The 22,083-nt window shown below is 66.2% G+C and carries 16 protein-coding genes, 1 tRNA gene and 1 pseudogene; 15 read left to right on the top strand and 3 right to left on the bottom strand.

Features of this window, described 5'->3' with window-relative positions; genetic code table 11:
- Positions 1-75 precede the first annotated feature (75 nt).
- The 6 genes and pseudogenes from E3O25_RS16725 (at position 76) to E3O25_RS16750 (ending at position 8,544) form a co-directional block, all read left to right on the top strand.
- Positions 76-816 (top strand): TetR/AcrR family transcriptional regulator, encoded by a 741-nt coding sequence (locus E3O25_RS16725; protein WP_092110675.1) that lies wholly within the window; start codon positions 76-78, stop codon positions 814-816.
- A 74-nt stretch (positions 817-890) separates the two neighbouring features.
- The gene (locus E3O25_RS16730; protein ID WP_092110673.1) at positions 891-2,072 is read left to right on the top strand and encodes an acyl-CoA dehydrogenase family protein; all 1,182 of its coding nucleotides are present in this window, start codon (positions 891-893) and stop codon (positions 2,070-2,072) included.
- Positions 2,073-2,113: 41 nt separating this feature from the next.
- Positions 2,114-3,763 (top strand): AMP-binding protein, encoded by a 1,650-nt coding sequence (locus E3O25_RS16735; protein WP_370448777.1) that lies wholly within the window; start codon positions 2,114-2,116, stop codon positions 3,761-3,763.
- Positions 3,764-3,972: 209 nt separating this feature from the next.
- A pseudogene (locus E3O25_RS16740) lies at positions 3,973-4,217 on the top strand (CNNM domain-containing protein); the annotation flags it as partial.
- A gap of 111 nt (positions 4,218-4,328) precedes the next feature.
- On the top strand, positions 4,329-6,803 hold the full coding sequence (locus E3O25_RS16745) for an excinuclease ABC subunit UvrA (protein ID WP_134361679.1): 2,475 nt from the start codon (positions 4,329-4,331) through the stop codon (positions 6,801-6,803).
- Positions 6,804-7,092: 289 nt separating this feature from the next.
- Positions 7,093-8,544, top strand: coding sequence for an MDR family MFS transporter (locus E3O25_RS16750; protein ID WP_092110666.1), 1,452 nt, complete (start codon positions 7,093-7,095; stop codon positions 8,542-8,544).
- Between the two features lie 19 nt (positions 8,545-8,563).
- Here E3O25_RS16750 and E3O25_RS16755 read toward each other — a convergent pair whose 3' ends face one another.
- Complete coding sequence (locus E3O25_RS16755; protein ID WP_092110664.1) at positions 8,564-9,199, bottom strand: hypothetical protein; 636 nt, start codon at positions 9,197-9,199, stop codon at positions 8,564-8,566.
- Between the two features lie 122 nt (positions 9,200-9,321).
- On the opposite strand from E3O25_RS16755, the gene E3O25_RS16760 reads away from it, so the two are divergent.
- Both E3O25_RS16760 and E3O25_RS16765 read left to right on the top strand, forming a co-directional pair.
- Complete coding sequence (locus tag E3O25_RS16760) at positions 9,322-10,608, top strand: hypothetical protein (RefSeq protein ID WP_134361680.1); 1,287 nt, start codon at positions 9,322-9,324, stop codon at positions 10,606-10,608.
- A gap of 51 nt (positions 10,609-10,659) precedes the next feature.
- Entirely contained in the window at positions 10,660-11,523 is an 864-nt protein-coding gene (locus E3O25_RS16765; RefSeq protein ID WP_198411010.1) for an EI24 domain-containing protein, read from the top strand.
- Here the strand turns inward: E3O25_RS16765 and E3O25_RS16770 are convergent.
- Positions 11,425-12,387: a cytochrome b/b6 domain-containing protein gene (locus E3O25_RS16770; protein ID WP_092110660.1), complete on the bottom strand. Its 963-nt coding sequence runs from the start codon at positions 12,385-12,387 to the stop codon at positions 11,425-11,427. The genes E3O25_RS16765 and E3O25_RS16770 overlap by 99 nt on opposite strands.
- A gap of 231 nt (positions 12,388-12,618) precedes the next feature.
- Positions 12,619-12,702, bottom strand: a tRNA-Leu gene (locus E3O25_RS16775).
- A 372-nt stretch (positions 12,703-13,074) separates the two neighbouring features.
- Here E3O25_RS16775 and E3O25_RS16780 point away from each other — a divergent pair.
- The 7 genes from E3O25_RS16780 to pknB all read left to right on the top strand — a co-directional run bounded on the left by E3O25_RS16780 (position 13,075) and on the right by pknB (position 21,940).
- The gene (locus E3O25_RS16780; RefSeq protein ID WP_092110658.1) at positions 13,075-13,824 is read left to right on the top strand and encodes a DUF3662 and FHA domain-containing protein; all 750 of its coding nucleotides are present in this window, start codon (positions 13,075-13,077) and stop codon (positions 13,822-13,824) included.
- Positions 13,821-14,402, top strand: a complete 582-nt coding sequence (locus E3O25_RS16785) for an FHA domain-containing protein (RefSeq protein ID WP_092110654.1) — start codon at positions 13,821-13,823, stop codon at positions 14,400-14,402. The genes E3O25_RS16780 and E3O25_RS16785 overlap by 4 nt, the downstream gene beginning before the upstream one ends.
- Before the next feature lie 3 nt (positions 14,403-14,405).
- Complete coding sequence (locus E3O25_RS16790) at positions 14,406-15,635, top strand: PP2C family serine/threonine-protein phosphatase (RefSeq protein ID WP_134361681.1); 1,230 nt, start codon at positions 14,406-14,408, stop codon at positions 15,633-15,635.
- Positions 15,619-17,013 (top strand): FtsW/RodA/SpoVE family cell cycle protein, encoded by a 1,395-nt coding sequence (locus E3O25_RS16795; protein WP_370448778.1) that lies wholly within the window; start codon positions 15,619-15,621, stop codon positions 17,011-17,013. Before E3O25_RS16790 ends, E3O25_RS16795 begins: the two co-directional genes overlap by 17 nt.
- Positions 17,013-18,464, top strand: a complete 1,452-nt coding sequence (locus E3O25_RS16800) for a penicillin-binding protein 2 (RefSeq protein ID WP_092110650.1) — start codon at positions 17,013-17,015, stop codon at positions 18,462-18,464. Before E3O25_RS16795 ends, E3O25_RS16800 begins: the two co-directional genes overlap by 1 nt.
- On the top strand, positions 18,461-20,167 hold the full coding sequence (locus tag E3O25_RS16805; protein ID WP_092110648.1) for a protein kinase: 1,707 nt from the start codon (positions 18,461-18,463) through the stop codon (positions 20,165-20,167). Before E3O25_RS16800 ends, E3O25_RS16805 begins: the two co-directional genes overlap by 4 nt.
- 78 nt (positions 20,168-20,245) lie before the next feature.
- Positions 20,246-21,940, top strand: a complete 1,695-nt coding sequence (gene pknB / locus E3O25_RS16810; RefSeq protein ID WP_092110646.1) for a Stk1 family PASTA domain-containing Ser/Thr kinase — start codon at positions 20,246-20,248, stop codon at positions 21,938-21,940.
- The last annotated feature ends 143 nt before the right edge of the window (positions 21,941-22,083 follow it).

Below are 22,083 nucleotides of genomic sequence, written 5' to 3' on the forward strand. Positions count from 1 at the left end.
GGGGCCCGGGCCCCGTCCGCTTTTGCCGGGTGCTCGCGACGGTCGGCCACCGTTCCGTGCTAATTTCGCCAGACCATGTCTGATCCGTCTGCCCCCGCCGATTCCGCCCTTCCACCAGCTGCTCGGCAAGCGGATGCCCGCGGTCGCGTGGCCGTCGCCGACATCGCCGTTGGCCTGTTCCAGGCTCAGGGCTACGAGGCCACCAGCACCGCGCAGATCGCCGCCGCCGCCGGCGTGTCCCGCAGCACCTTCTTTCGCCAGTTCCGGTCGAAGGACGACGTGATCTTCGCCGACCACGACGAGCTGCTCGAGCAGATCGGCGACTATTTCGCCGCCGAACACGAGGACCCCTGGCTGGCCGTCTGTACGGCAGCAGCCCTCGTCTTCGACCGGTTTCGGGAGCGCCTCGAGATCGTGCGGGTGCGCGACCTGCTGGTGCGCCAGACATCCGTTCTGCGTGACCGGGAAACCGTGATGGTTTCGCGCTATGAGAAGACCTTCTCGGCCTTTCTGCGGCGCGCGCTGCCGGGCGTCGACCCGGTGATCGCCATTCAATTCGCGGCCGCCGTGACCGCGACGCACAATTTCGAGCTGCGCCGCCTGATTCGCGCCGTCGACGCAGAACGGATGCCCGACTCGGCTGGCCTCGCCGCCGAGCTTCGAACGATTCGCGACCGCTTCGCCCCCGTGGGCGCCCGACGCTCCGGCGCTGAAACGCCCGCCAACGAGCTGATCGTGGCGGTGTTCCCCGCCTCGGCGCTGCCTCACGATGTTGCTCAGGCGATCGAGAACAGGCTTCGTTCGGTGACACGTTGACACCAAGTGTCACTTGACCTGAGACTCGGTGTCAGGTAGAACTGTAGTCACGCTTGCTACCGCGAAAGGCACTGATGCCCGATTACGATGTCTCCGCCCCGCTCGACACTGACTACTACGGCGTCTTCGCCAATGTTCCCGACGCCGATCGGGCGTTCTGGAACCGGGCACGCACCTTCGCGGTGGAAACGCTCGACGAGCTGAGCGAGGCCTGGGACAAAGCGGAGTACCCGCTACACCTCGCCCGCCGCCTGGGCGAGCTCGACCTGCTCACCGACGGAGTCGAAGGACCGGGACTCACCCCGATGTCGCCGCTCGCCGCCGGGCTCGTGAACATGGAAATCTCCCGCGGCGACGGCTCAATGGGCACCGTCGTGGCCGTGCAGGGCGGACTCGCCCTGCGCAGCATCGCCATGTTCGGCAGTGACGAGCAAAAGGCCACCTGGCTGGTTCCGCTCGCCCGGGCCGAGAAGCTCGGTGCCTTCGCCCTGACCGAACCTGACCACGGCTCGGACTCGGTGGCCCTGGAGACCACCGCGCACCGTGACGGCGACGAATGGGTCATCAACGGCGAGAAGAAGTGGATCGGCAACGGATCGGTCGGCGACGTGACCGTGGTCTGGGCCCGTGACGACGACGGCAACGTACGCGGCTTTCTGGTGGACCAGTCCCTGCCCGGGTATGTCGGCGAGACGATGCTCGGCAAGGGCTCGCTGCGGGCGGTGCACCAGGCCCGCATCACCCTGACCGACGTGCGCATCCCGCTCGACGCCGTACTGCCCGGCACGCACACCTTCAAGGACACTGCGGTCGTTCTGTTCGCCACCCGGCTCGGCGTGGCCTGGTCGGCGCTCGGACACGCCACCGCCGTCTTCGAGGCCGCCCTCAACTACGCCCAGCAGCGGGTGCAGTTCGGCAAACCGATCGCCGGTTTTCAAATCGTGCAGGAGCGGCTCACCCTCATGCTCTCCGAACTCACCTCGATGCAGCTGCACTGCATCCGCCTGGCCGAGCTCGACGCCGCCGGCACCCTCCGACCGATCCAGGCCAGCCTCGCCAAGTTCCACAACACCCGCGCAGCCCGCTCCCTCGCCTCGCTCGCCCGCGACATGCTCGGCGGCAACGGAATCCTGCTCGAGAATCACGTGATCCGGCACCTTGCCGACATCGAATCCATTCATACCTACGAGGGGACCGAAAGCATCCAGTCCCTGCTCATCGGACGCGACCTGACCGGGGTCAGCGCCTTTCACTAAGCCCGCACTGCGCTAGATCTTTTTGGACAAAGGAGTCCCACGTGATTGACCTGACGACATTACTGAGCAGCACCGGCACACCCAACGACTCGCCCCTCACACCGATGCGATTTCTGCAGCGCAGCGCCGAAGTATTCCCGGGCAAGAATGCGATCATCTACGGCGCCAGGAGCTACACCTACCGGCAATTCGCTCAGGCGGCCGAAAAGCTCGCGCACGCCATCCGTGCGCGCATCTCCCCGGGCGATCGGGTCATATTCCTCGCGCCGAATATACCCGAGATGCTCATCGCCCACTACGCCGTTCCTTTGGCCGGCGGAGTACTCGTCGCCCTGAATTCGCGGCTCGCCGCACCGGAGGTGCACTACGTTCTCGAGCACTCCGAAGCCACCCTGTTGTTCATCGACGCCGAACTCGTTGCCGGTGTGGGGGACGTGTTCGCGGCATCCGCTGCCCTGAAGGGCGTCATCGAAATCGCCGACGGCGAGTTCGGGCTCACCGAAAGCGGCCTCGAGATCGGCCAGCAGACCCTCACGTCCTTCCTGGCCGAGGCCGACAATGATGGAACCGATCCTCTAGCCTGGGAGGTCACCGACGAACGCGCGGTGATCTCGATCAACTACACCTCGGGCACGACCGGCAAGCCCAAGGGCGTCATGTACTCCCACCGGGGCGCCTACCTCAACTCCTTCGGCGAGGTTTTCCACAATAAATTCACGAGCGACTCGGTCTACCTGTGGACACTGCCGATGTTCCACTGCAATGGCTGGTGCACGCCGTGGGCGGTCACGGCCGCCGGCGCCACCCACGTTTGCCTCCGCACGGTGCGGGCCGAAGCGGTCTGGTCGGCCATCGACACCCTCGGCGTGACCAACCTGTGCGGCGCTCCCACGGTGTGCGGCGTCATCGCCAACGCACCGATGAAGCACGTGCTCGATACTCCGCTGTCCATCACCACGGCCGGTGCCCCGCCGTCGCCGAGCGTGATCGAGCAGCTCGACGCACTCGGCATCACGGTCGTGCACGTCTACGGCCTCACCGAGGTCTACGGCCCGTACACAATCTGTGAATACCAGCGCGAGTGGGACGACCTGCCCGCCGACGAACGTGCCCGCAAGATCTCCCGCCAGGGCGTGGGCATGGTGCAGGCCGAATCGGCGCGCATCGTCGACTCCGTCATGGCCGATGTTCCGGCCGACGCAACAACCATCGGCGAGGTCGTGCTGCGCGGCAACAACGTCATGCTCGGCTATTTCAAAGACCGGCAGGCCACAGCGGATGCCTTCCGCGGCGGCTGGTTCCACACCGGCGACCTCGGCGTCATGCACCCAGACGGGTACATCGAGATCAAGGACCGGGCCAAGGACATCATCATCTCGGGTGGCGAGAACATCTCCACCATCGAGGTCGAGAACGCGATGCTCACCCACCCCACCGTGCTCGACGTCGCCGTGGTCGGCATGCCGCACCCGAAATGGGGCGAACGGCCCAAGGCCTACGTCGTGCTGCGGCCCGACGCAATGGTGACCGAGGTCGACCTGCTCACCCACACCCGCTACCTGATCGCGGCGTTCAAGGTGCCCGACTATGTGACCTTCGTCGACGCCCTGCCGCGCACCGCCACCGGCAAGATCATGAAGGTCGTGCTGCGCGAGCTGCCCGAGGAGGTCACCGTGCCGGCGGTCTCATAACTGCAGGGCGCAGACCGGCGGTTTGCCAGCATCCGTCTGCAGCGTTATAAGCACAATGGAAGACCCTCCCTCGCATAGACCCTCGCCCACCACCACCGACATGCCTCTTTCGCTGAGAGGACCACACCATGTATGAGTGGATCATGGTGGGCGTAGGCGTCGTTCTCAGCGAGCGGGGCACCGTCACCCTGGAAGACCTCGTCGAAGAACTCGCCGGCACCGGGCTCTCCGAAGGAATGATCGCCTTCACCTTCGCGCTCATTTTGGTGACCTTTTTGCACGTGGTCTTCGGCGAGATGATCCCCAAGAACATCTCGTTCTCCATTCCTGAAAGACCGCGCTCATTCTCGCACCGCCGCTCGTGTTCGTAGCCCGCGCCTTCAACCCGATCATCTTCAGCCTCAACTGGCTCGCCAACGGCGTGCTCCGTCTGTGCAAGGTCGAACCGAAGAATGCGTGACCGGTGTGCTCTTTCTGGAGGACATCATCGAGGAGCTCGTCGGTCAGGTCGAGGACGCCACGTCGATCTGACGGCATACACAACCGCAGCACCTATATTGTTCGGATGCTTAGCGAAAATCGGCCAGAGGGTTTCGTGCGGGTGCGCGGCGCCCGCGAAAACAACCTGCGCAATGTGAACGTCGACGTGCCGAGGGATGCCATTGTGGCGTTCACCGGTGTCTCGGGCTCCGGCAAGTCGTCGCTCGCCTTCGGCACCATTTTCGCCGAGGCGCAGCGGCGCTTCTTCGAGTCGGTCGCGCCCTACGCGCGCCGCCTCATTCAACAGGGGCACACCCCGCACGTCGATGAGATCACCGGGCTGCCACCGGCCGTCGCTCTGCAACAACGCCGCGGTACACCGAGCTCGCGCTCGAGCGTCGGCACGGTCACCACCCTCTCCAACTCGCTCCGCATGATGTATTCCCGTGCCGGCATATACCCAGCGGATGCCGCCGGTCGCCTCGAATCCGACTCCTTCTCGCCGAACACCGCGATGGGCGCCTGCCCGCGCTGTCACGGCCTCGGACTGGCGCACACCGTCAGCGAGGAATCGATGGTGCTCGATCCCACGCTCAGCATCCGCGACGGCGCGATCGCGGCCTGGCCGGGCGCCTGGCAGGGCAAGAACCTGCGCGACATCGTCGCCGTGCTCGGCTACGACATCGACGCGCCCTGGCACAGCCTCTCCCGCGCCGACCGCGACTGGATTTTGTTCACTGAGGAGCAACCGGTGGTCGAGGTTGTGCCGCAACGCGACCGCATCGCCAAGCCCTACCAGGGCCGATTCTGGAGCGCGAAGAGTTTCGTGCTGCATACCCTGGCCGACAGCAAGAGCCCGAACGTACGGCAGCGAGTGCTGCGCTACGTCGACACCGGCCCCTGCCCCGATTGCGGCGGCAGCGGGCTGAAGCCGGAAGCCCTCGCCGTGACCGTAGCCGGCCAGTCGATCGCCGCCCTCAACGCGCTGCCGATGACAGCGCTGGCCGAGATCCTGCGGCCGATCGTGTCGGGCGACTCCGCTTCAACGGAAGTGGCCGTCACCCTGGCCGGCGATCTGCTGCGCCGCATCGACGTGCTGCTCGAACTGGGTCTCGGCTATCTGGCCCTCGGCCGCTCGACCCCCACCCTCTCTCCGGGGGAGATGCAGCGGCTGCGCATCGCCACCCAGCTGCGCTCCGGCCTGTTCGGTGTGATCTATGTGCTCGACGAGCCCTCGGCCGGTCTGCACCCAGCCGACGCCGAACCGCTGCTGCTCGTGCTCGAGCAGCTCAAGCAGTCGGGCAACTCGGTCTTCGTAGTCGAACACAATATGGACGTCGTGAGAAGCGCCGACTGGGTCGTCGACGTCGGCCCCCGTGCCGGTGAGGGCGGCGGCGAGGTTCTCTACAGCGGGCCGACGGCCGGACTCGCCCAGGTCGAGTCGTCGGTGACCCGGCAGTACCTGTTCGCCGAGGACCGCGAGCCGGTGGTGGCGGGCGAGCTGCGGCATCCGCTCGGCTGGTTGGGGTTGACCGACGTGACCCGGCACAACCTGCGAGGCCTCGACGCGCAGATTCCGCTCGGAGTATTGACGGCGGTGACCGGAGTGAGCGGTTCGGGCAAGTCCACCCTGGTCAGCCAGGTGCTGGCCGAGGCCGTGGGGCAGCACCTGCACCCAGACCCCGACGATGTGCCGGTGCTCGATCTCGCCGACCCCGACGCTGAGATCGAGCTCGCCGAGCGCCCGAAAGTAGGCGCAGTGACCGGGCTCGAGGCCGTCGACCGGCTGGTGCAGGTGGACCAAAAGCCGATCGGGCGCACGCCGCGCTCCAACCTCGCCACCTACACCGGCCTGTTCGACGCCGTGCGGGCCACCTTCGCTGCCACCGACGAGGCCAGCGCGCGCGGCTTCACCGCCTCCCGATTCTCGTTCAACGTGGCCGGCGGCCGCTGCGAGACCTGTCTCGGCGAGGGTTTCGTGGCCGTTGGGCTGCTCTTTTTGCCGGGCAGCTATGCGCCCTGCCCGGACTGCGGCGGGTCGCGCTACAACCCCGACACCCTCGAGGTGACCTACCACGGCAAGAACGTGGCCGAGGTACTCGGCCTCACAGTGGATGCCGCGCTCGTTTTTCTCAGCGACGTCGCCTCCGCCGCGCGCAGCCTCGAAACCCTGCGCGAGGTGGGCCTGGGCTATCTGCGGCTCGGGCAGCCGGCCACCGAGCTGTCCGGCGGCGAGGCGCAGCGCATCAAGCTCGCGACCGAACTGCAGCGCGCCCGCCGCGGCCACACGCTCTACCTGCTCGACGAACCTACGACCGGGCTGCACCCGGCCGACGTCGAGCTGCTCCTGCTGCAGCTCGGGCGCCTCGTCGATGCCGGCAACACCGTGGTCGTGGTCGAACACGAGATGGATGTGGTCGCCGCCGCCGACTGGGTGATCGACCTCGGCCCCGGCGGCGGAGACGCCGGCGGCCGGATCATCGCCGCCGGCACTCCCGCCACGGTCGCCGCGCACCCGACCAGCCGCACCGCGCCCTACCTCAGGCTCCGCCTGCCGTAGCCATTTGCCCGCCCGTTTTTGGTGGCTAATTCAGGAAATCCGGCACCTGCAGCCAGCCCAGACCCGGAATCGCGCGGCAGCAGCCCGGTGAGCCGCCGATCTTCCTGAATCAGCCCCGGGCACCGATCGCCTCTTGCGGTCAATTTGCACGCGCAGGAATATTTCACACCCTGCACAGCGCTGCACCTGTTGGCGCACAGAGCGAACCGGCCCGGGGTTCGCACGGCCGCTCACTTTCGCAGGCCGCTTTTTGAGCCATCCCTTTTTCGCATGATCGTCAGGACCAGCTATGACCGCAACAACCAGCGCGCCCACGACCGCGGCCGAGGCGCACCCCGACGCCAAACGCAATCAGTTGGTGATTCGGCTGCTGCTGGTCTCCGCCTTCGTCGTCATTTTGAACGAGACCATCATGGGTGTGGCCCTGCCGCACCTCATGGACGACCTCAGCATTACCGCGACCGCCGCGCAGTGGCTGACCACGGCCTTCATGCTCACGATGGCCGTGGTCATTCCGATCACCGGTTTTCTGATCCAGCGTTTTCACACCCGGCCGGTCTTCATCGCCGCGATGACGCTGTTCAGCACCGGAACCCTGATCGCCGCGCTCGCGCCCGGCTTCGAGGTGCTGCTTCTGGGCCGCATCGTGCAGGCCAGCGGAACGGCCATCATGATGCCGCTGCTCATGACGACCGTCATGACGCTCGTCGCACCGGCCTCGCGAGGCAAGACCATGGGAAACATCTCCATCGTCATCTCGGTCGCCCCGGCGATCGGCCCGACCATCTCCGGCGTTATCCTCAGCGTGCTCGACTGGCGCTGGATGTTCATCCTCGTGCTTCCCATCGCGATCGGCGCGCTCATCCTCGGCGCCTCGCGCATCCAGAACGTGACGACACCGCGCAAGGTTCCGCTCGATGTGCTCTCCGTCGTCCTCTCGGCGTTCGGTTTCGGCGGATTCGTCTACGGCCTGAGCAACCTGGGCGGGGCATCCGCTGCCGGCTGGGTGCCGCTCGGCATCGGCCTGGTCGCCCTCGGCCTGTTCGTGCTGCGCCAGCTGCGGCTGCAGCGCACCGATCGCGCGCTGCTGGACCTGCGCGTGTTCAGCTCGCGCACCTTCACCGTGTCGATCTCGATGCTCAGCATCAGCATGCTCGCCCTGTTCGGCACCATCATCCTGCTGCCGCTGTATATGCAGAACGTGCTCGGCCTGACGGCCCTCGAGACCGGGCTGCTGTTGCTTCCGGGCGGGCTCACCATGGGTCTGCTCGCACCGTTCGTCGGCCGCATCTACGACCGCCGCGGCCCGACCATCCTGCTGGTTCCCGGATCGATCATCGTCAGCGCCGCGTTCTGGGCAATGACCATGATGGGCGAGACCACCCCGCCGTGGATGCTGCTGATCGCCCACATCGGCATGAGCGCCGGCCTCTCGCTGTTGTTCACACCGCTGTTCACCTCGGGCCTCGGCTCACTCAAGCCGAGCCTGTACTCCCACGGCAGCGCGGTCGTCGGCACCATTCAGCAGCTCGCCGGCGCGGTCGGAACGGCACTGTTCATCGCCGTCATGACCTCCCAGTCGGCCGCGCTGATGGCGCAGGGCGTCAACGAGATCTCAGCGACGGCCTCGGGTATTCGCGGCGCATTCCTGTGCGGCGCGATCATCTCGCTGTTCGCGATTCCGGCCGCGTTCCTCGTGCGGCGCCCGCCGCTCGGCGAGCCGGTCGCGGTCGGTCACTAGCCGGCTGCGCTAAGCGAGTTCAGCGGATGCGCTGGCCCAGCACCGCAGGATGCTCGCCCGGCAGCCCGTGCCGCCGACCGTTCTGCAGCAGCGCCACGTTCTTCTTCTCCCAGTCGCGCAGGGCCTGACGCAGGGGGTCGATCGCGGCGCTCTCAGGGCAGCTGCCGGCGGTGCGGCCGCAGGAGCACTTCGATCCCGCCGAGTCGTGGTGCAGGGCCTCAATGCGCCAAATACCGGCCATGGCCCAGTCGATCTGACGCCGGGCCAGTTCGGTATTGCGTTCGGCCCGCTTGACCAGGTCGTTCTGCAGCAGGCTGCGCACCCCGTCGATCCCGGCGGAGAACTGCCCGGCAACGAGGGCGGTCAGCTCGGCGACCTGGTCACGCAGCGCGGTCAGGTCAGTATCTCGGGCGACGAGTAAGGCATCCGTTTCTGCAAGATACTCGCCGTGGGCGGTCTCGTTGGCTGCCCAGCGCGCCGCCCACATCTTCACGTGTTCCAGGTCGCGGCGCTCGGATTTCTCGGCTCCGATGTGGTGCAGGCACTTCGAGCAGACCACCTGGTCGCTCAGGGAGGTGAAGTGAAACGGCTGCGGCGCGAAGCAGCACAGGCAGGCCACTTCGAGGTCGACGTGCAGCGGATGCGCGTGCGCCACGGTTGCCCCTTCTCGCTGTTGTACCCTCGAGAATACCGGTGCGGGGCACAGAACCGAGGAACCCACCGGCAGATCGGAACGCCATCTTCGCTCCATCCCGCCGTCGCCTGGCTGCCTTCGCCGTGCTCATCGTCACAATCACCGGGCTCAGCGCGTGCTCCGCCAACGCGGGCAGCTCGGGCGGCGAAAAATTCGAGAAATTCCTCGCCGACGAACCAGACGTCGTCGACGTACGCACGGCGGGCACCAACAACCTCCCGTTCTACGGATCCGTGGGCGGAAGCGTCACCGTCACCGACGACGCTTCCGAAAAACGCGTCGGAGAACTGGCCGATCTCATCGCCGGGTACATCAATAAGCACGACTCGACCTTTCTGAGCTGGTCGCCCGTCCGGCTTGAAATCGGGGATTTCGCCCTTTCCGTCGACGGCGTTCCGGCCCACAACGACGAGATGCTCAGCCTGTACTCCCAGCTCAAGGCCACCGATGGGGTCGTCGGTGCCACGATAGACGACCGCACGCTCGTCGACGCGTCGAGCGCGGCCGAACTGGTCGGGGTCTACGACGCGGCCGCGGCTCTGCTCGGCGACACGCACCGGGCAGACACCCCACTGACCGCCACGGCACGCGGCTTCGTCGTGTCCGGCGGCGAAACGGGCATTCGGCCCGACGCCGCCATCGATGCCTTCACCGCTGCCGCCGCCACCTTCGACCTCGTCGGCGCCGCCCTCAACCCCCACGCCTTCGGTCTCAAACTGCAACGCCAAACGGATGTCGCCGCCGCGACCGCCTTCATCGCCGCCCTTCCCTACGCCGCCAGTCTCGGCCCCATCACCGTGACTTCGGGGCTGGTGACCCAGACCGGCGAAGGAGATTTCACTCAGGTGAACGGCATCGTCGACCGCATTGGTGCCGTGACCGGCCTGCTCGAAGTCGAGTCCACTCCCACCCAGCTCACTCTCACCGTCGATTCGGTCACGGCCGCCCAGCGGGTCGACGCCCTGATCGGCGATGCCGTCGACGCGGCGACTCTGGAGTCACTCCGTTATCAATTCGAGGGTGACGACCCCGAATTCGTCGTCATCGGCACTGACTACGCCGTTCGTCAGAGCTCGCTGGCGACCGCGGCCCTGCTCCTGACCGACGACTTCGTGGAGTCGATCGTGCTGAACCCCAGCGGAGGTTGGGTGGTGGTGGCGAATACCGCCGGTCTGGTCGAGTTCGCGCCGAGCGTCAAACGGGCTTTCGCAGCTGGCAGCGGCATAACCGTGCAAACCGTGGACCGCGAATTCCAGCTGGAATTCACGGCCGTCACGCCTTTGATAGTCGTGCCGCCCTATTTCGACGACGAGACCACCGACCCGCTCACCGAGGCCGCCTTCATCGCCGCTTGGAACGCCGCGCCGTAGCGGCCGCGCGAAGGGAGTTGCCGCCCCACGACCACGCGTTAGGGTTTTGAGGTGCACGCCTCGACACCCGACCGCCCCACCGCCACCCGCGAGTTTCTCGCCGGGGCCGGCTTTCTCGGCCGCGGACTCAGGATGTGGGGCACCTCGCCGCGCCTCATGCTGCTCGGCGCCCTCCCCGCGTTCATCGTCGGCATCGTCTACCTTGCCGGCATTATTCTCTTGCTCATCAACCTCGAGACCCTCGCCGCCTGGCTCACCCCGTTCGCGACCGACTGGGCCGAGCCGTGGCGCACGGGCCTGCGGGCCGTGGCGGGCGTCGCGGTCGCGATCGCGGGCATCCTCGTGTTGGCCTACACCTTTGTGGCGGTGACGCTATTGGTCGGTGACCCCTTCTATGAGCGCATCTGGCGGGCGGTTGAGGCCAGGCTCGGCGACGCGCCGGTCGAAACGCAGCGCGGCATTCTGCGTTCCGTCGCCGACGCCCTGCGACTGGTCGGCGTCGCCGTTCTGGTCGCGCTCGTGCTGCTGCTCTGCGGCCTGATTCCCGGGCTCGGCCAGCTGATCGCGCTCATTCTCGGCGCGCTGTTCGGCGGGTGGATCCTCGCCCTCGAACTCACCGGCTTCGCCTTCGACGCCCGCGGCTTCACCCTCACCCAGCGTCGACGGATGCTGCGCGCCCGCCGCCCCCGCAGCCTCGGTTTCGGGGTGCTCACCTACGTCTTGTTCCTCATTCCGGGCGCGGCCGTCATCGTGATGCCAGCGGCGGTCGCCGGGGCCGCCCTGCTCAGCCGTGACCTGATCGCGGCTATGCCTGGGCTACCGCGTGCGGTGGATGATGCGCCCGCTCCGAGCCGCGACGGCGCGAACGACGGCCGGACGCGCGCCCAGCCAGACGGCGGCAGCGAGCACGAGTGACCCGGCGAAGATCCAGACGCCCAGCCAGCCGTCGTCGTTTCGGGCCGCATACATATGGTTCAAATTGGCGCGGGCGCCGGTCGTGAGCACGAGTAAAACGTGCACGATGATGAAGACCACGAAGAAAATGAGCGTCGCGAAGTGCAGTCTGCGCGCAACCGGCAGGGGAAAGACCCGGTCGAAGCGACGCAGCCGCGCCGACAGCCCCGGCGACATGCGCAGGCCCGTCACGAGCGCGATCGGCGCCGCCAGGAACACGACCGCGAAGTAGCTGAGCAGCTGCAGGGCGTTGTAGTGCACCCAGCCGGCGTCGGTCGGCCAGTTCAGTGAGGCGTACTGCAGGCCGGCCGACACCGCATTGGGGAAAACGTCCCAGTTCGTCGGAACGATGCGCAGCCACTGCCCGGTCGCAAACAGCAGAACGTAGAACACAATGCCGTTGACCGCCCACAGGCTGTCGAAGACGATGTGCTGCCAGAGGTCGAGGGTGATACGAATCGGCGGATTCTTGGTGCGCAACCAGCCGGTATTGGTACGCGTCCAGAAAATGGACGGGCGTTTGGTCGTGCGCACCTGCCAGCCGGTGCGAAGGACGAACAAAATGAAGAAGGCGTTGAGCCCGTGCTGCCAGGCCAGCCAGGTCGGTATTCCGAGCGGAACGGCGGCCGGCTGGGTCGACACACCGGGGTAGGTGCGCATGAACGACTCGACCGCGGGAAGGGCGCTCAATCCGTTCGCCGCGAACACGACAAGGGTCGAAGCCACGACCAGGGCAGGCACGATCCAGGCCAGCCGAAACCATCGGCTCGGCCGGCTCGGCCGGCTCGGCCGAAACAAGTTCAGCCGGGAGGTACCCGTCGTCATCGCGATCCGTTCCCGCCCGGGCGAATCGCGGGCGCGTCTTTCTTAAGGCTACTTGCCCCTCGCCTCGGGGTGGCACGCAATGACGCGGTAGGTCACATTACCGCGGGTGCCGACCAATGTCCGTGCTGCGCGGATTTCCGACTCCGGGCTCTCAAACGACACAGGGCCCCCGATTTCTCGAAGGCCCTGACTGTTCGCTTGGATGGTGCGGCTGTCCGCACCCATCCACTGTGCGCGAGAGGGGACTTGAACCCCTACGTCCTTTCGAACACTGGCACCTGAAGCCAGCGCGTCTGCCAATTCCGCCACTCGCGCGAACTTAGGAATGCTAACACTGCGAGGGGGGTCAGCGCCATTCGTCGGCGCGTCGCGCGTCCGGGCGGGCCGCATCGATGGCGGCATCGGGCATGACCGCGCCAGCTACCGATCGCCGCGCCAGCTCCGGCGGGCGCGGTCACCGCTAACGGGCGCGGTGACCAACGGATGCCCCGGCCCGGCCCGGCCGCGTCGCATCCGCTTACCGGTACCCACCAAAAAAGTCTCAGCTAATGCCCATAATGGGCGTGGAGTTCGGTCCCGGACTCACCGCGGGTAGTATGACTGTTCGTGCCGTTTGCGCCCTCAAGGTGGGTTGTCACCCGAGACAAGTAACATGCTCATAGCCAAACGGACCGGATCGGGAGACCTGTGGGCATACTGGATAACTTTGAAAAAGGCTTGGAACGCGCCGTCAACGGAGCGTTCGCCAAGACCTTTCGATCGGGCTTGCAGCCGGTGGAAATTACCTCCGCGCTGCGTCGTGAGCTCGATACCAAGGCCGCTGTTGTCGCGCGGGATCGCATCCTCGCGCCCAATCGCTTCACGGTGCGCATGTCCCACACCGACTACGCCCGCATGAGCGCCCTCGGCGTCACTCTCATCGACGAACTCACCGCCCTCGTGCAAAAACACGGCACGGAGCAGCGTTACCAGTTCACCGGCAGCATCGTCATCACCCTGCAGGACGACCGCAGTCTCAGCGAGGGCATGGTGCAGATCGACTCGAGTTCGGTCAAAAGCACCGTCGCCTGGACCCCGGTTCTCGACATCAACGGCACCCGGCACCCGCTGGTCAAGGCCCGCACCGTGATCGGCCGCGGCTCCGACGCCGACATCACCGTCGACGACACCGGAACCTCCCGCCGCCACGTCGAAATCCTCTGGGACGGCGCTCGCGCCCAGGTGCGCGACCTCGGCTCCACCAACGGCTCCCAGCTCAACGGCGCCCCGGTCAGCCAGGCCATCCTCGAGCCCGACTCCACCGTCACCATCGGCCGCACCCGCATCGTCTTCCGCGTGATCGCCCAGGCCTCCAGCGAGGCTCCCCGCGCGGCGGCGCCAACCGACCCGGCTACCGAACGCCACGACATGGGCGGATTCTGGGGGCCAAACGCATGAACGTCAGCGAACTGACCCTGCTCGTGCTGCGCATCGGCTTTCTGCTTCTGCTCTGGATGTTCATTTTCGGCATCGTCTATGCCCTGCGCAGCGACCTGTTCGGCCAGCGTGTGCGCAAGATGCAAACGGATGCCGCGCCCGTGGCGGCCGCCGCCTTCCCCGCATCCGCTGTTCCCGCGGCGGTTCCGGTCGCAGCCGCCGCCGAGGCGTTCACAGCGCCGGTCGCCCGCGCCAGCCCGGCCGGCCAGGACACCCCGGCCGCGCAGGCCGGAACGGCCACCAGCCAGAACACCACCCGCCTGGTCATCACGAGCGGCCCGAAGGCCGGCACCGAATTTCCGCTGGGCGCCGACACCATCACCATCGGCCGTTCGAGCGACTCCAGCCTGGTCATCCGCGACGACTACACCTCCACCCACCACGCTCGCCTCATGCTCTGGCACGACGAGTGGATGCTGCAGGACCTCGATTCCACCAACGGCACCTTTCTGGCCGGCTCGCGCGTCACCGTGCCGACCAAGATTCCCCTGAACGCCACCGTGAAGATCGGCGCTACCAGCTTCGAGCTTCGGCGGTAGGTCATGGCGACGGTCAGTCATAGCGCAGCCGCGTCCCACGTCGGCAAGATTCGCTCCAACAACCAGGATTCCGGTTACGCCGGACGTAACCTGTTCGTGGTCGCCGACGGCATGGGCGGGCATGCCGGCGGCGACGTTGCCTCGTCGATCGCCACCAAGCGCATCATCGAGGCCGACAAGCCCTATGAGAGCGCCCAGGACGCCGAGTTCGCCCTGCAGGCCGCCCTGATCGGCGCCAACGCCCAGCTCGCCGAGACGGTGTTCGAACACGCCGAACTGACCGGCATGGGCACCACCGTCAGCGCCATAATCGTGCTCGAGAACGAGGTCGCGATCGCCCACATCGGCGACTCGCGCATCTACCTGCTGCGCGAGCGCGAACTCTCCCAGATCACCATCGACCACACCTTCGTGCAGCGGCTGGTCGACAGCGGGCGCATCACCGAGGCCGAGGCCATGGTGCACCCGCGCCGCTCGGTGCTCATGCGCGTGCTCGGCGACGTCGAGGCGAGCCCCGAAATCGACACCTCGATCCTGGCCACCCTTGCCGGTGACCGTTGGTTGCTCTGCTCCGATGGCCTCACCGGCGTCGTCTCACACACCGCCATCGCCTCCGCCCTCGCCAGTGGTGCGAACGCGCAGGATGTCGCCGACCTGCTGGTAAAAGAGAGCCTCGACGGCGGCGCCCCCGACAACGTGACCGTGGTCATCGTCGACATCGACGAGGGCGTCGCCCGCACCGACAGCCCGGTCATCGTCGGCGCGGCCGCGAACCCGCTCGCCTTCGGTGAGGAACCCGGCCGCAACCGAGCCCTGCGCATCCCGGCCCTGCGCCTGCATCCGGTGCGCGAAACGCACTTCGAGCCCGACTCACAGGACTACCTGTCCGAACTGATCGAAGAGGATGCCCGCCGCGCGCGCCGCCGCAAGGCCACCTGGCTGGTCGGTGTGATTCTGCTCGTGCTCAGCATCGTCACGACCACGATTCTCGGCTATCAGTGGACCCAGACCCGCTATTTCGTTGGCGTCGACGGTTCCACCGTGGCCATCTACCAGGGCGTGCAGCAGGACATCGGCCCCATCAAGCTTTCCAGCGTCTACGAAGACACCGACCTCGTGCTCGACGATCTGCGCGTTTACGACCGCCAGCAGGTCGAGCAGACCATCAACGCCGGGTCACTCGCCGATGCTGTGGCCATTGTCGAGCGACTGAAGGGTGCAATCGTTGAGTAAGGCATCCGCTCTCAGGGCACGCCCGGCCACCGAGCCGGTGCGGCGTCTGCACCTGCCGCAGAAACTGCGCAACCTCGAGCTGTTCCTGCTGCTGATCGCCTGTTTCATCAACGCCAGCTCGGTCGTGCTCGTGCAATTGGGCGCCCTCGGTGAACTCGACCCCACCCTCGTTCTGCTCGGCGCCGGCCTGTCGGTGCTGGTGATCAGCCTGCACGTCGTGCTGCGGTTCGTCGCTCGCGACGCCGACCCGTTCATTCTGCCGATTGCCTCGGTGCTCAACGGCATCGGCATCGCCATGATCTACCGCATCGACATCGCCGATCAGGAGTCGGGGTGGCAGAGCGCTGCCGTACGTCAGACGGTGTGGAGCGCCCTGGCCATCTTCTGCGCCATCGTTGTGCTGCTGGTCATCCGGAACCATCGCGTGCTGTTCCGTTACACATACATCGCCGGTCTCATCGGTGTTCTCCTGCTCTTTCTGCCGCTCGTGCCGGGCCTCGGCAAGGAGGTCAGCGGCGCCAGGGTCTGGATCAGCGTCGGCAGTTTCGGCACCTTCCAACCCGGTGAGATCGCCAAGATCGCCCTCGCCGTGTTCTTCGCCGGCTACCTCGTGCGCAACCGCGACAGCCTCTCCATGGTCGGCAAGAAGATTCTCGGCGCCCGCTTTCCCCGGTTTCGGGACCTCGGCCCCATTCTCGTGGTCTGGGCCCTGTCGATGTCGGTCATCATCTTTCAGCGCGACCTCGGCACGGCTCTGCTTTACTTCGGCTTGTTCCTGGTCATGCTCTACCTGGCCACCGGTCGACTGAGCTGGGTCATCCTGGGCATGGGCCTGTTCCTCGGCGGAGCCCTGATAGCCAGCCAGACGCTCGACTACGTCAACGGTCGTTTCACCAACTGGCTAGACGCCCTCAACCCGGCTGTCTATGACGCCGACGGCGGCAGCTTCCAGCTTGTGCAGGGATTGTTCGGCCTGGCCAAGGGCGGCCTCCTCGGCACCGGCTGGGGCCAGGGACGCCCGGAGATCACCCCGGTGCCGCAGAGTGACTACATCATCGCGAGCCTCGGCGAAGAGCTCGGGCTCGCCGGAATCTTCGCCATTCTCGCCCTGTACCTTCTGTTCGTGGCCCGCGGCTTCCGCATCGGTTTCGCCGGCCAGGACGACTTCGGCAAGCTGCTCGCCGTCGGCCTCGCCTTCGTCGTGGCCCTGCAGTGCTTCATCGTCATCGGCGGCGTCACCCGGGTCATCCCGCTGACCGGTCTGACCACTCCGTTCCTGGCCGCCGGCGGTTCATCGCTCGTGGCCAACTGGATCATCGCGGCCCTGTTGCTGCGACTCTCCGACACCGTGCGCAATCAACCCCGGCTGGTGGTCTAGTGAACCGCGAACTCAAGCGCGTCAGCATCGTTGTGATGCTGATGTTCGCCGCCCTGCTCAGCTCGACCTCGATCGTGCAGGCCTTCCAGGCCGACAATCTCTCGGCCGACCCGCGAAACACCCGCACGCTGTACGACAGCTATCAGGTCGAGCGGGGCGCCATCCTCGTGGCCGGTGAACCGATCGCCCAGTCAATGCCGGCCGACGACGACTTCAAATTTCTGCGCACCTATACCAACCCCGAACTGTATGCCCCGATCACGGGGTTCATCCCGCTCAACGGCGAACCGACCGGCCTCGAATTCGCTCTCAACGCCGAGCTCACCGGAACGTCCAACTCGCAGTTCTTCGACAAGGTCAGTGCCCTCGTCACCGGTCAGGACCCGAAGGGCGCCGCAGTGGAGGTCACCATCGATCCCGTGGCCCAGCAGGCTGCCTGGGATGCCCTCGGCGACTACACCGGGTCGGTGGTCGTCACCGAACCCGCGACCGGTCGTGTCCTGGCTATGGTGTCCAAGCCGAGCTTCAATCCGAACCTACTGACGGTGCACAACAATGCCGAAGTCACCACGAGCTATGAGGCCCTGCTGGCCGACGAGAACGACCCGCTGATCAACCGGGCCATCCGCTCACTCAACCCGCCAGGGTCGGTGTTCAAACTCGTCGTGACGACGGCCGCTCTGGAATCGGGCAGCTACACGCCAGAGAGCACTTTCCCGAACCCGACCGTGTACACCGCGCCGGGCACCACGAGCCGGATCGAGAACTCGAGCGGCGGCACCTGCGGCGCCGGCGAGACGGTCACGCTCGCCACCGCGCTGCGGTTGTCCTGCAATATTCCCTTTGCCGAGCTGGGCGTCGAACTCGGTGACACGGCCATTCGCGAGACCGCGGAGAAGTTCGGATTCAACAGCAGCTTCAACATTCCGATGACCGTCTCCGAGAGTGTGTACCCGCGGGGTCTCGACGACCCGCAGACCGCGCAGTCGGCATTCGGTCAGTACGACGTGCAAGCGACCCCGCTGCAGATGGCCATGGTCAGCGGTGCCATCGCCAATGGCGGCGTTTCGATGGCACCCAACCTGGTGCAGGAGATTCTCGCCCCGAATCTGAGCGCCATTGAAACCTTTAAACCGGTAGAGCTGGGGCGGGTGATGAGCGAAGAAACCGCAGCGACGCTCACCGCGATGATGATCAACGGCGTTCAGGATGGCGCGGCAAGCAATGCAAGAATAGACGGGGTTGACGTGGCGGGAAAAACAGGCACGGCGCAGAACGGGTCAACCGATCCGTTCACATTGTGGTTCACCGGTTTCGCGCCGGCGAACGACCCGCAGTACGCCATCACCGTTCTCGTTGAGAACGGCGGGGGAATGGGACAAACCGGGTTCGGCAACCTTCTTGCCGCACCTGTCGCACAGAAAGTTCTAGAGGCGGTGCTTAACAAATGAGACCCACAGCAGGCCTCACCTTCGGGGGACGATACGAGCTGCAGTCGCGCATTGCGATTGGCGGCATGGGCGAGGTGTGGAAGTCCACCGACCTCGTCATCGGGCGCAGTGTCGCCATCAAGATTTTGAAGGACGAGTACCTCGGCGACCCGGGCTTTCTCGAGCGCTTCCGCGCCGAAGCCCGCCACGCGGCACTCGTCAACCACGAGGGAATCGCGAATGTCTTCGACTACGGCGAAGAAGACGGCAGCGCCTTCCTGGTCATGGAACTCGTTCCCGGCGAAGCCTTATCGACCATTCTTGAGCGGGAGCACGTGCTGCCGACCGACAAGGTGCTCGACATTGTCGCGCAGACCTCCGCAGCGCTGCACGCCGCCCACGCCGCCGGTCTCGTGCACCGCGACATCAAGCCCGGCAACCTGCTCATCACGCCGGAGGGTCGGGTCAAGATCACCGACTTCGGCATCGCCCGCATCGCCGACCAGGTTCCGCTCACCGCGACCGGTCAGGTCATGGGCACCGTGCAGTACCTGTCGCCGGAACAGGCCAGCGGCCACCCGGCTTCACCAACCACCGACATCTACTCGATCGGCATCGTCGCGTACGAGTCCCTCGCCGGCCGACGCCCATTCACGGGCGAGTCGCAGGTCGCCATTGCCATGGCCCAGATCAACGAGATCGCGCCCGACCTTCCGGTAACAGTGTCGGAGCCGGTGCGCAACCTGGTCTTCGCCTGCCTGGCCAAGAACCCGGCCGACCGACCCGCGTCGGCTGCCCACCTGGCACGCGCGGCATCCGCTCTGCGCCGTGGTGACGTGGCCGCGGCTGCAGTGGCCGTACCGTCGGTTCTGGGTGGTCTCACCGCCACCAGCGCGACCATGCTCATGCCGGGCGCCGGCAGCGACCAGGCCACGACCATCCTGCCCGCGACCGGCGCGCCCATCACGCGGGCATCCGCTGCTGCGGCCGCCGAGGCGGAGAAGAAGAAGCGCAGCCCGTGGTTCTGGCCGCTCATCGCCCTGGTCGTACTGCTCGCGATCGTGCTCACCGGAACACTCATCGCCCTGGTCACCCAGAACAACGAGACACCGGCCCCCGCCGTGACGTCGGCGACCCCGTCTGCCACACCGACGCCGACGCCCACACCGACGCCCAGCCCGACACCAACACCGACACCAACCAATACGTCGGTCAATCCCGACGACTTCATCGGTAAGCCGAGCGCCGAGGCAGCCGCCCTGCTCGTCGAAATGGGCTTCGTAGCCGACGTTGAACCCGGCAATGCGGCGGCAACCGAGGAGGATGTCGACCGGGTGTATCAGGTCAACCCCAGGGGCCCCGTTCCGGCCGGCTCGACGATCACACTCACGGTTTATGGAGCGGTAGCAACGCCGAGCGCGCCGACGTCGGCCCCGACCGCGACGCCCTCACCGGTCGCCGCTGCGGGTACCGTAACGGTGAAGTGGGGCGCACAGACCTGCCCGACCGGCCAGACACTGGCCGGATATGAAATCGCCACGGAGGGCGGTGCCGCCGTGATCACCTCAGCAAATCCGACCAACGCTGAGACCACCACGGCTACGATCACCGCCGGGACCGAAAATTTCACCGTGAAGTTCCGCTATTTTTGCGGCCAGATCAGTTCTGAATTCTCCCCGAATGCCGAAGTGCTCGTTACTGGCGACACTGCTGTCGCAGAGTAACTCCCCAATGCCGTGGGGTAAAGTAGCGCTCACTGTGTCCAACCCGAACGCAGTGTCTGATTGTGGGGGAGTGCGTTCGTGCCTGACTCTGGCCGTTTGATCGCGGGTCGTTATCGCGTTGGAGCCCTGCTCGGCCGTGGCGGCATGTCCGACGTGCACATCGGCACCGATTCCCGGCTCGGGCGCACGGTGGCGATCAAGCTACTCAAGTCGACTCTCGCGGCCGACCCGGCGTTCCGCACCCGCTTTCGCCAGGAGGCTCAGGCCGCCGCACGCATGGCCCACCCGACGATCGTGCGGGTGTTTGATGCCGGCGAGGAGACCGTCACCGACGACGCCGGCCACGACTCGCAGATTCCGTTCATCGTCATGGAACACGTCGACGGTCGGCTGCTCAAGGACATCATCCGTGAAGGTCCGATCGAGGCCGCCGAGGCCGTGCGCATCATCGACGGCGTGCTGACCGCGCTCGAGTACTCGCACAGGGCCGGCGTCGTGCACCGCGACATCAAGCCCGGCAATATCATGATCACCAAGTCCGGCCAGGTCAAGGTGATGGACTTCGGCATCGCCCGCGCCATCTCCGACTCCGCCACCACCGTGGCCCAGACCACGGCCATTCTCGGCACCGCCGCCTATTTCTCCCCCGAACAGGCCAAGGGGGAATCCGTTGATGCGCGCACCGACCTGTACTCCACGGGCGTGGTGCTGTTCGAGATGCTCACCGGGCGCGCGCCGTTCCGCGGCGACACCCCCGTGGCCGTCGCCTACCAGCACGTCAGCGAAATGCCCGTCAAACCGTCATCGCTCAACCCCCGGGTATCGCCGGCCCTCGATTCGGTCGTGCTGCACGCCCTGGCCAAGGACCGGTTTGCCCGATACCAGAGCGCCGTGGAGTTTCGCAATGACGTCGAGACCGCCGGCTCCGGCCAGATTCCGATCCACCACGCGGGCGACGAAGTGGGAGCGGGCTTGTTCGGTGCTGCACCGACGGCCATCACCGGTTCGGCACTGGCTCTCAAGCAGCTCTCCGAAGACCACACGATGGTGCGTACTCAGCGGCGCCCCCCGGTGATCTGGGTGTGGGCAGGAATCGTCTGCGTGATCGTCATCGTCGTGGCGGTCATGATCTGGGTCGCGAACCTGCAGCCGTCGGTGGAACTGCCCGACAGCTCTCGACAGGTGCCCTCTCTCACCGGCCAAACCTACGACGACGCCCAGAATGCGCTCCTCGACCTTGATCTCGCCGCCACCCGCGCCGAGGAGTCGAGCACGACCGTGCCCGCCGACCAGGTCATTCGCACCGACCCGCCGGCCGGCACCATCGTCAACCCGTCCGACGTGATCAAGGTCTTCGTCTCGACCGGTCCCGTACCGGTCACGGTTCCCGACGTCACCAACCAGCCCATAGCGGATGCCCAGGTCGCGATCGAAGCGCTCGGATTCGTTTCCGGGTCGGTCACCAGCGAGAACTCGGCCACGGTGGCGGCCGACGTCGTCATGCGCACAGATCCGGCAGCCGCAGCCTCACAGTTCGCGGGGGACACGATCAACTATGTCGTGTCGAACGGTCTGGTCACGCTGACGGACCTGACCGGGCAATCGCTGGTCGCCGCGATCGATCTGGTCAGCAACGAGGGCCTCGTGCCGGTCTCGAAGGCTGATTTCACCTGCGCCCAGGAGTCGGGTTCACCGATCAAGGCGCAGTCACTGGCACCCGGCGACGTTCCCCAGCGCTCCGAAATCATCCTGACCTACTGCGCCGGTATCTAGCTCCCATTTTCCGGGCCCGGGCCCGGAAAATGGGACCATGATAAAGGCGGTTTCTGGGGGTCGTTGCAACACCGGGTGGTCTATTCAGTAGTCAGCAGTTTAGCGAAGCGCTCGGCGGGGGTGTCCCAGTCGAGCGTCTTCCG

This window comes from Cryobacterium sp. TMT1-3 (assembly GCF_004402315.1).
GTDB classification, from domain to species: Bacteria; Actinomycetota; Actinomycetes; order Actinomycetales; family Microbacteriaceae; genus Cryobacterium; species Cryobacterium luteum.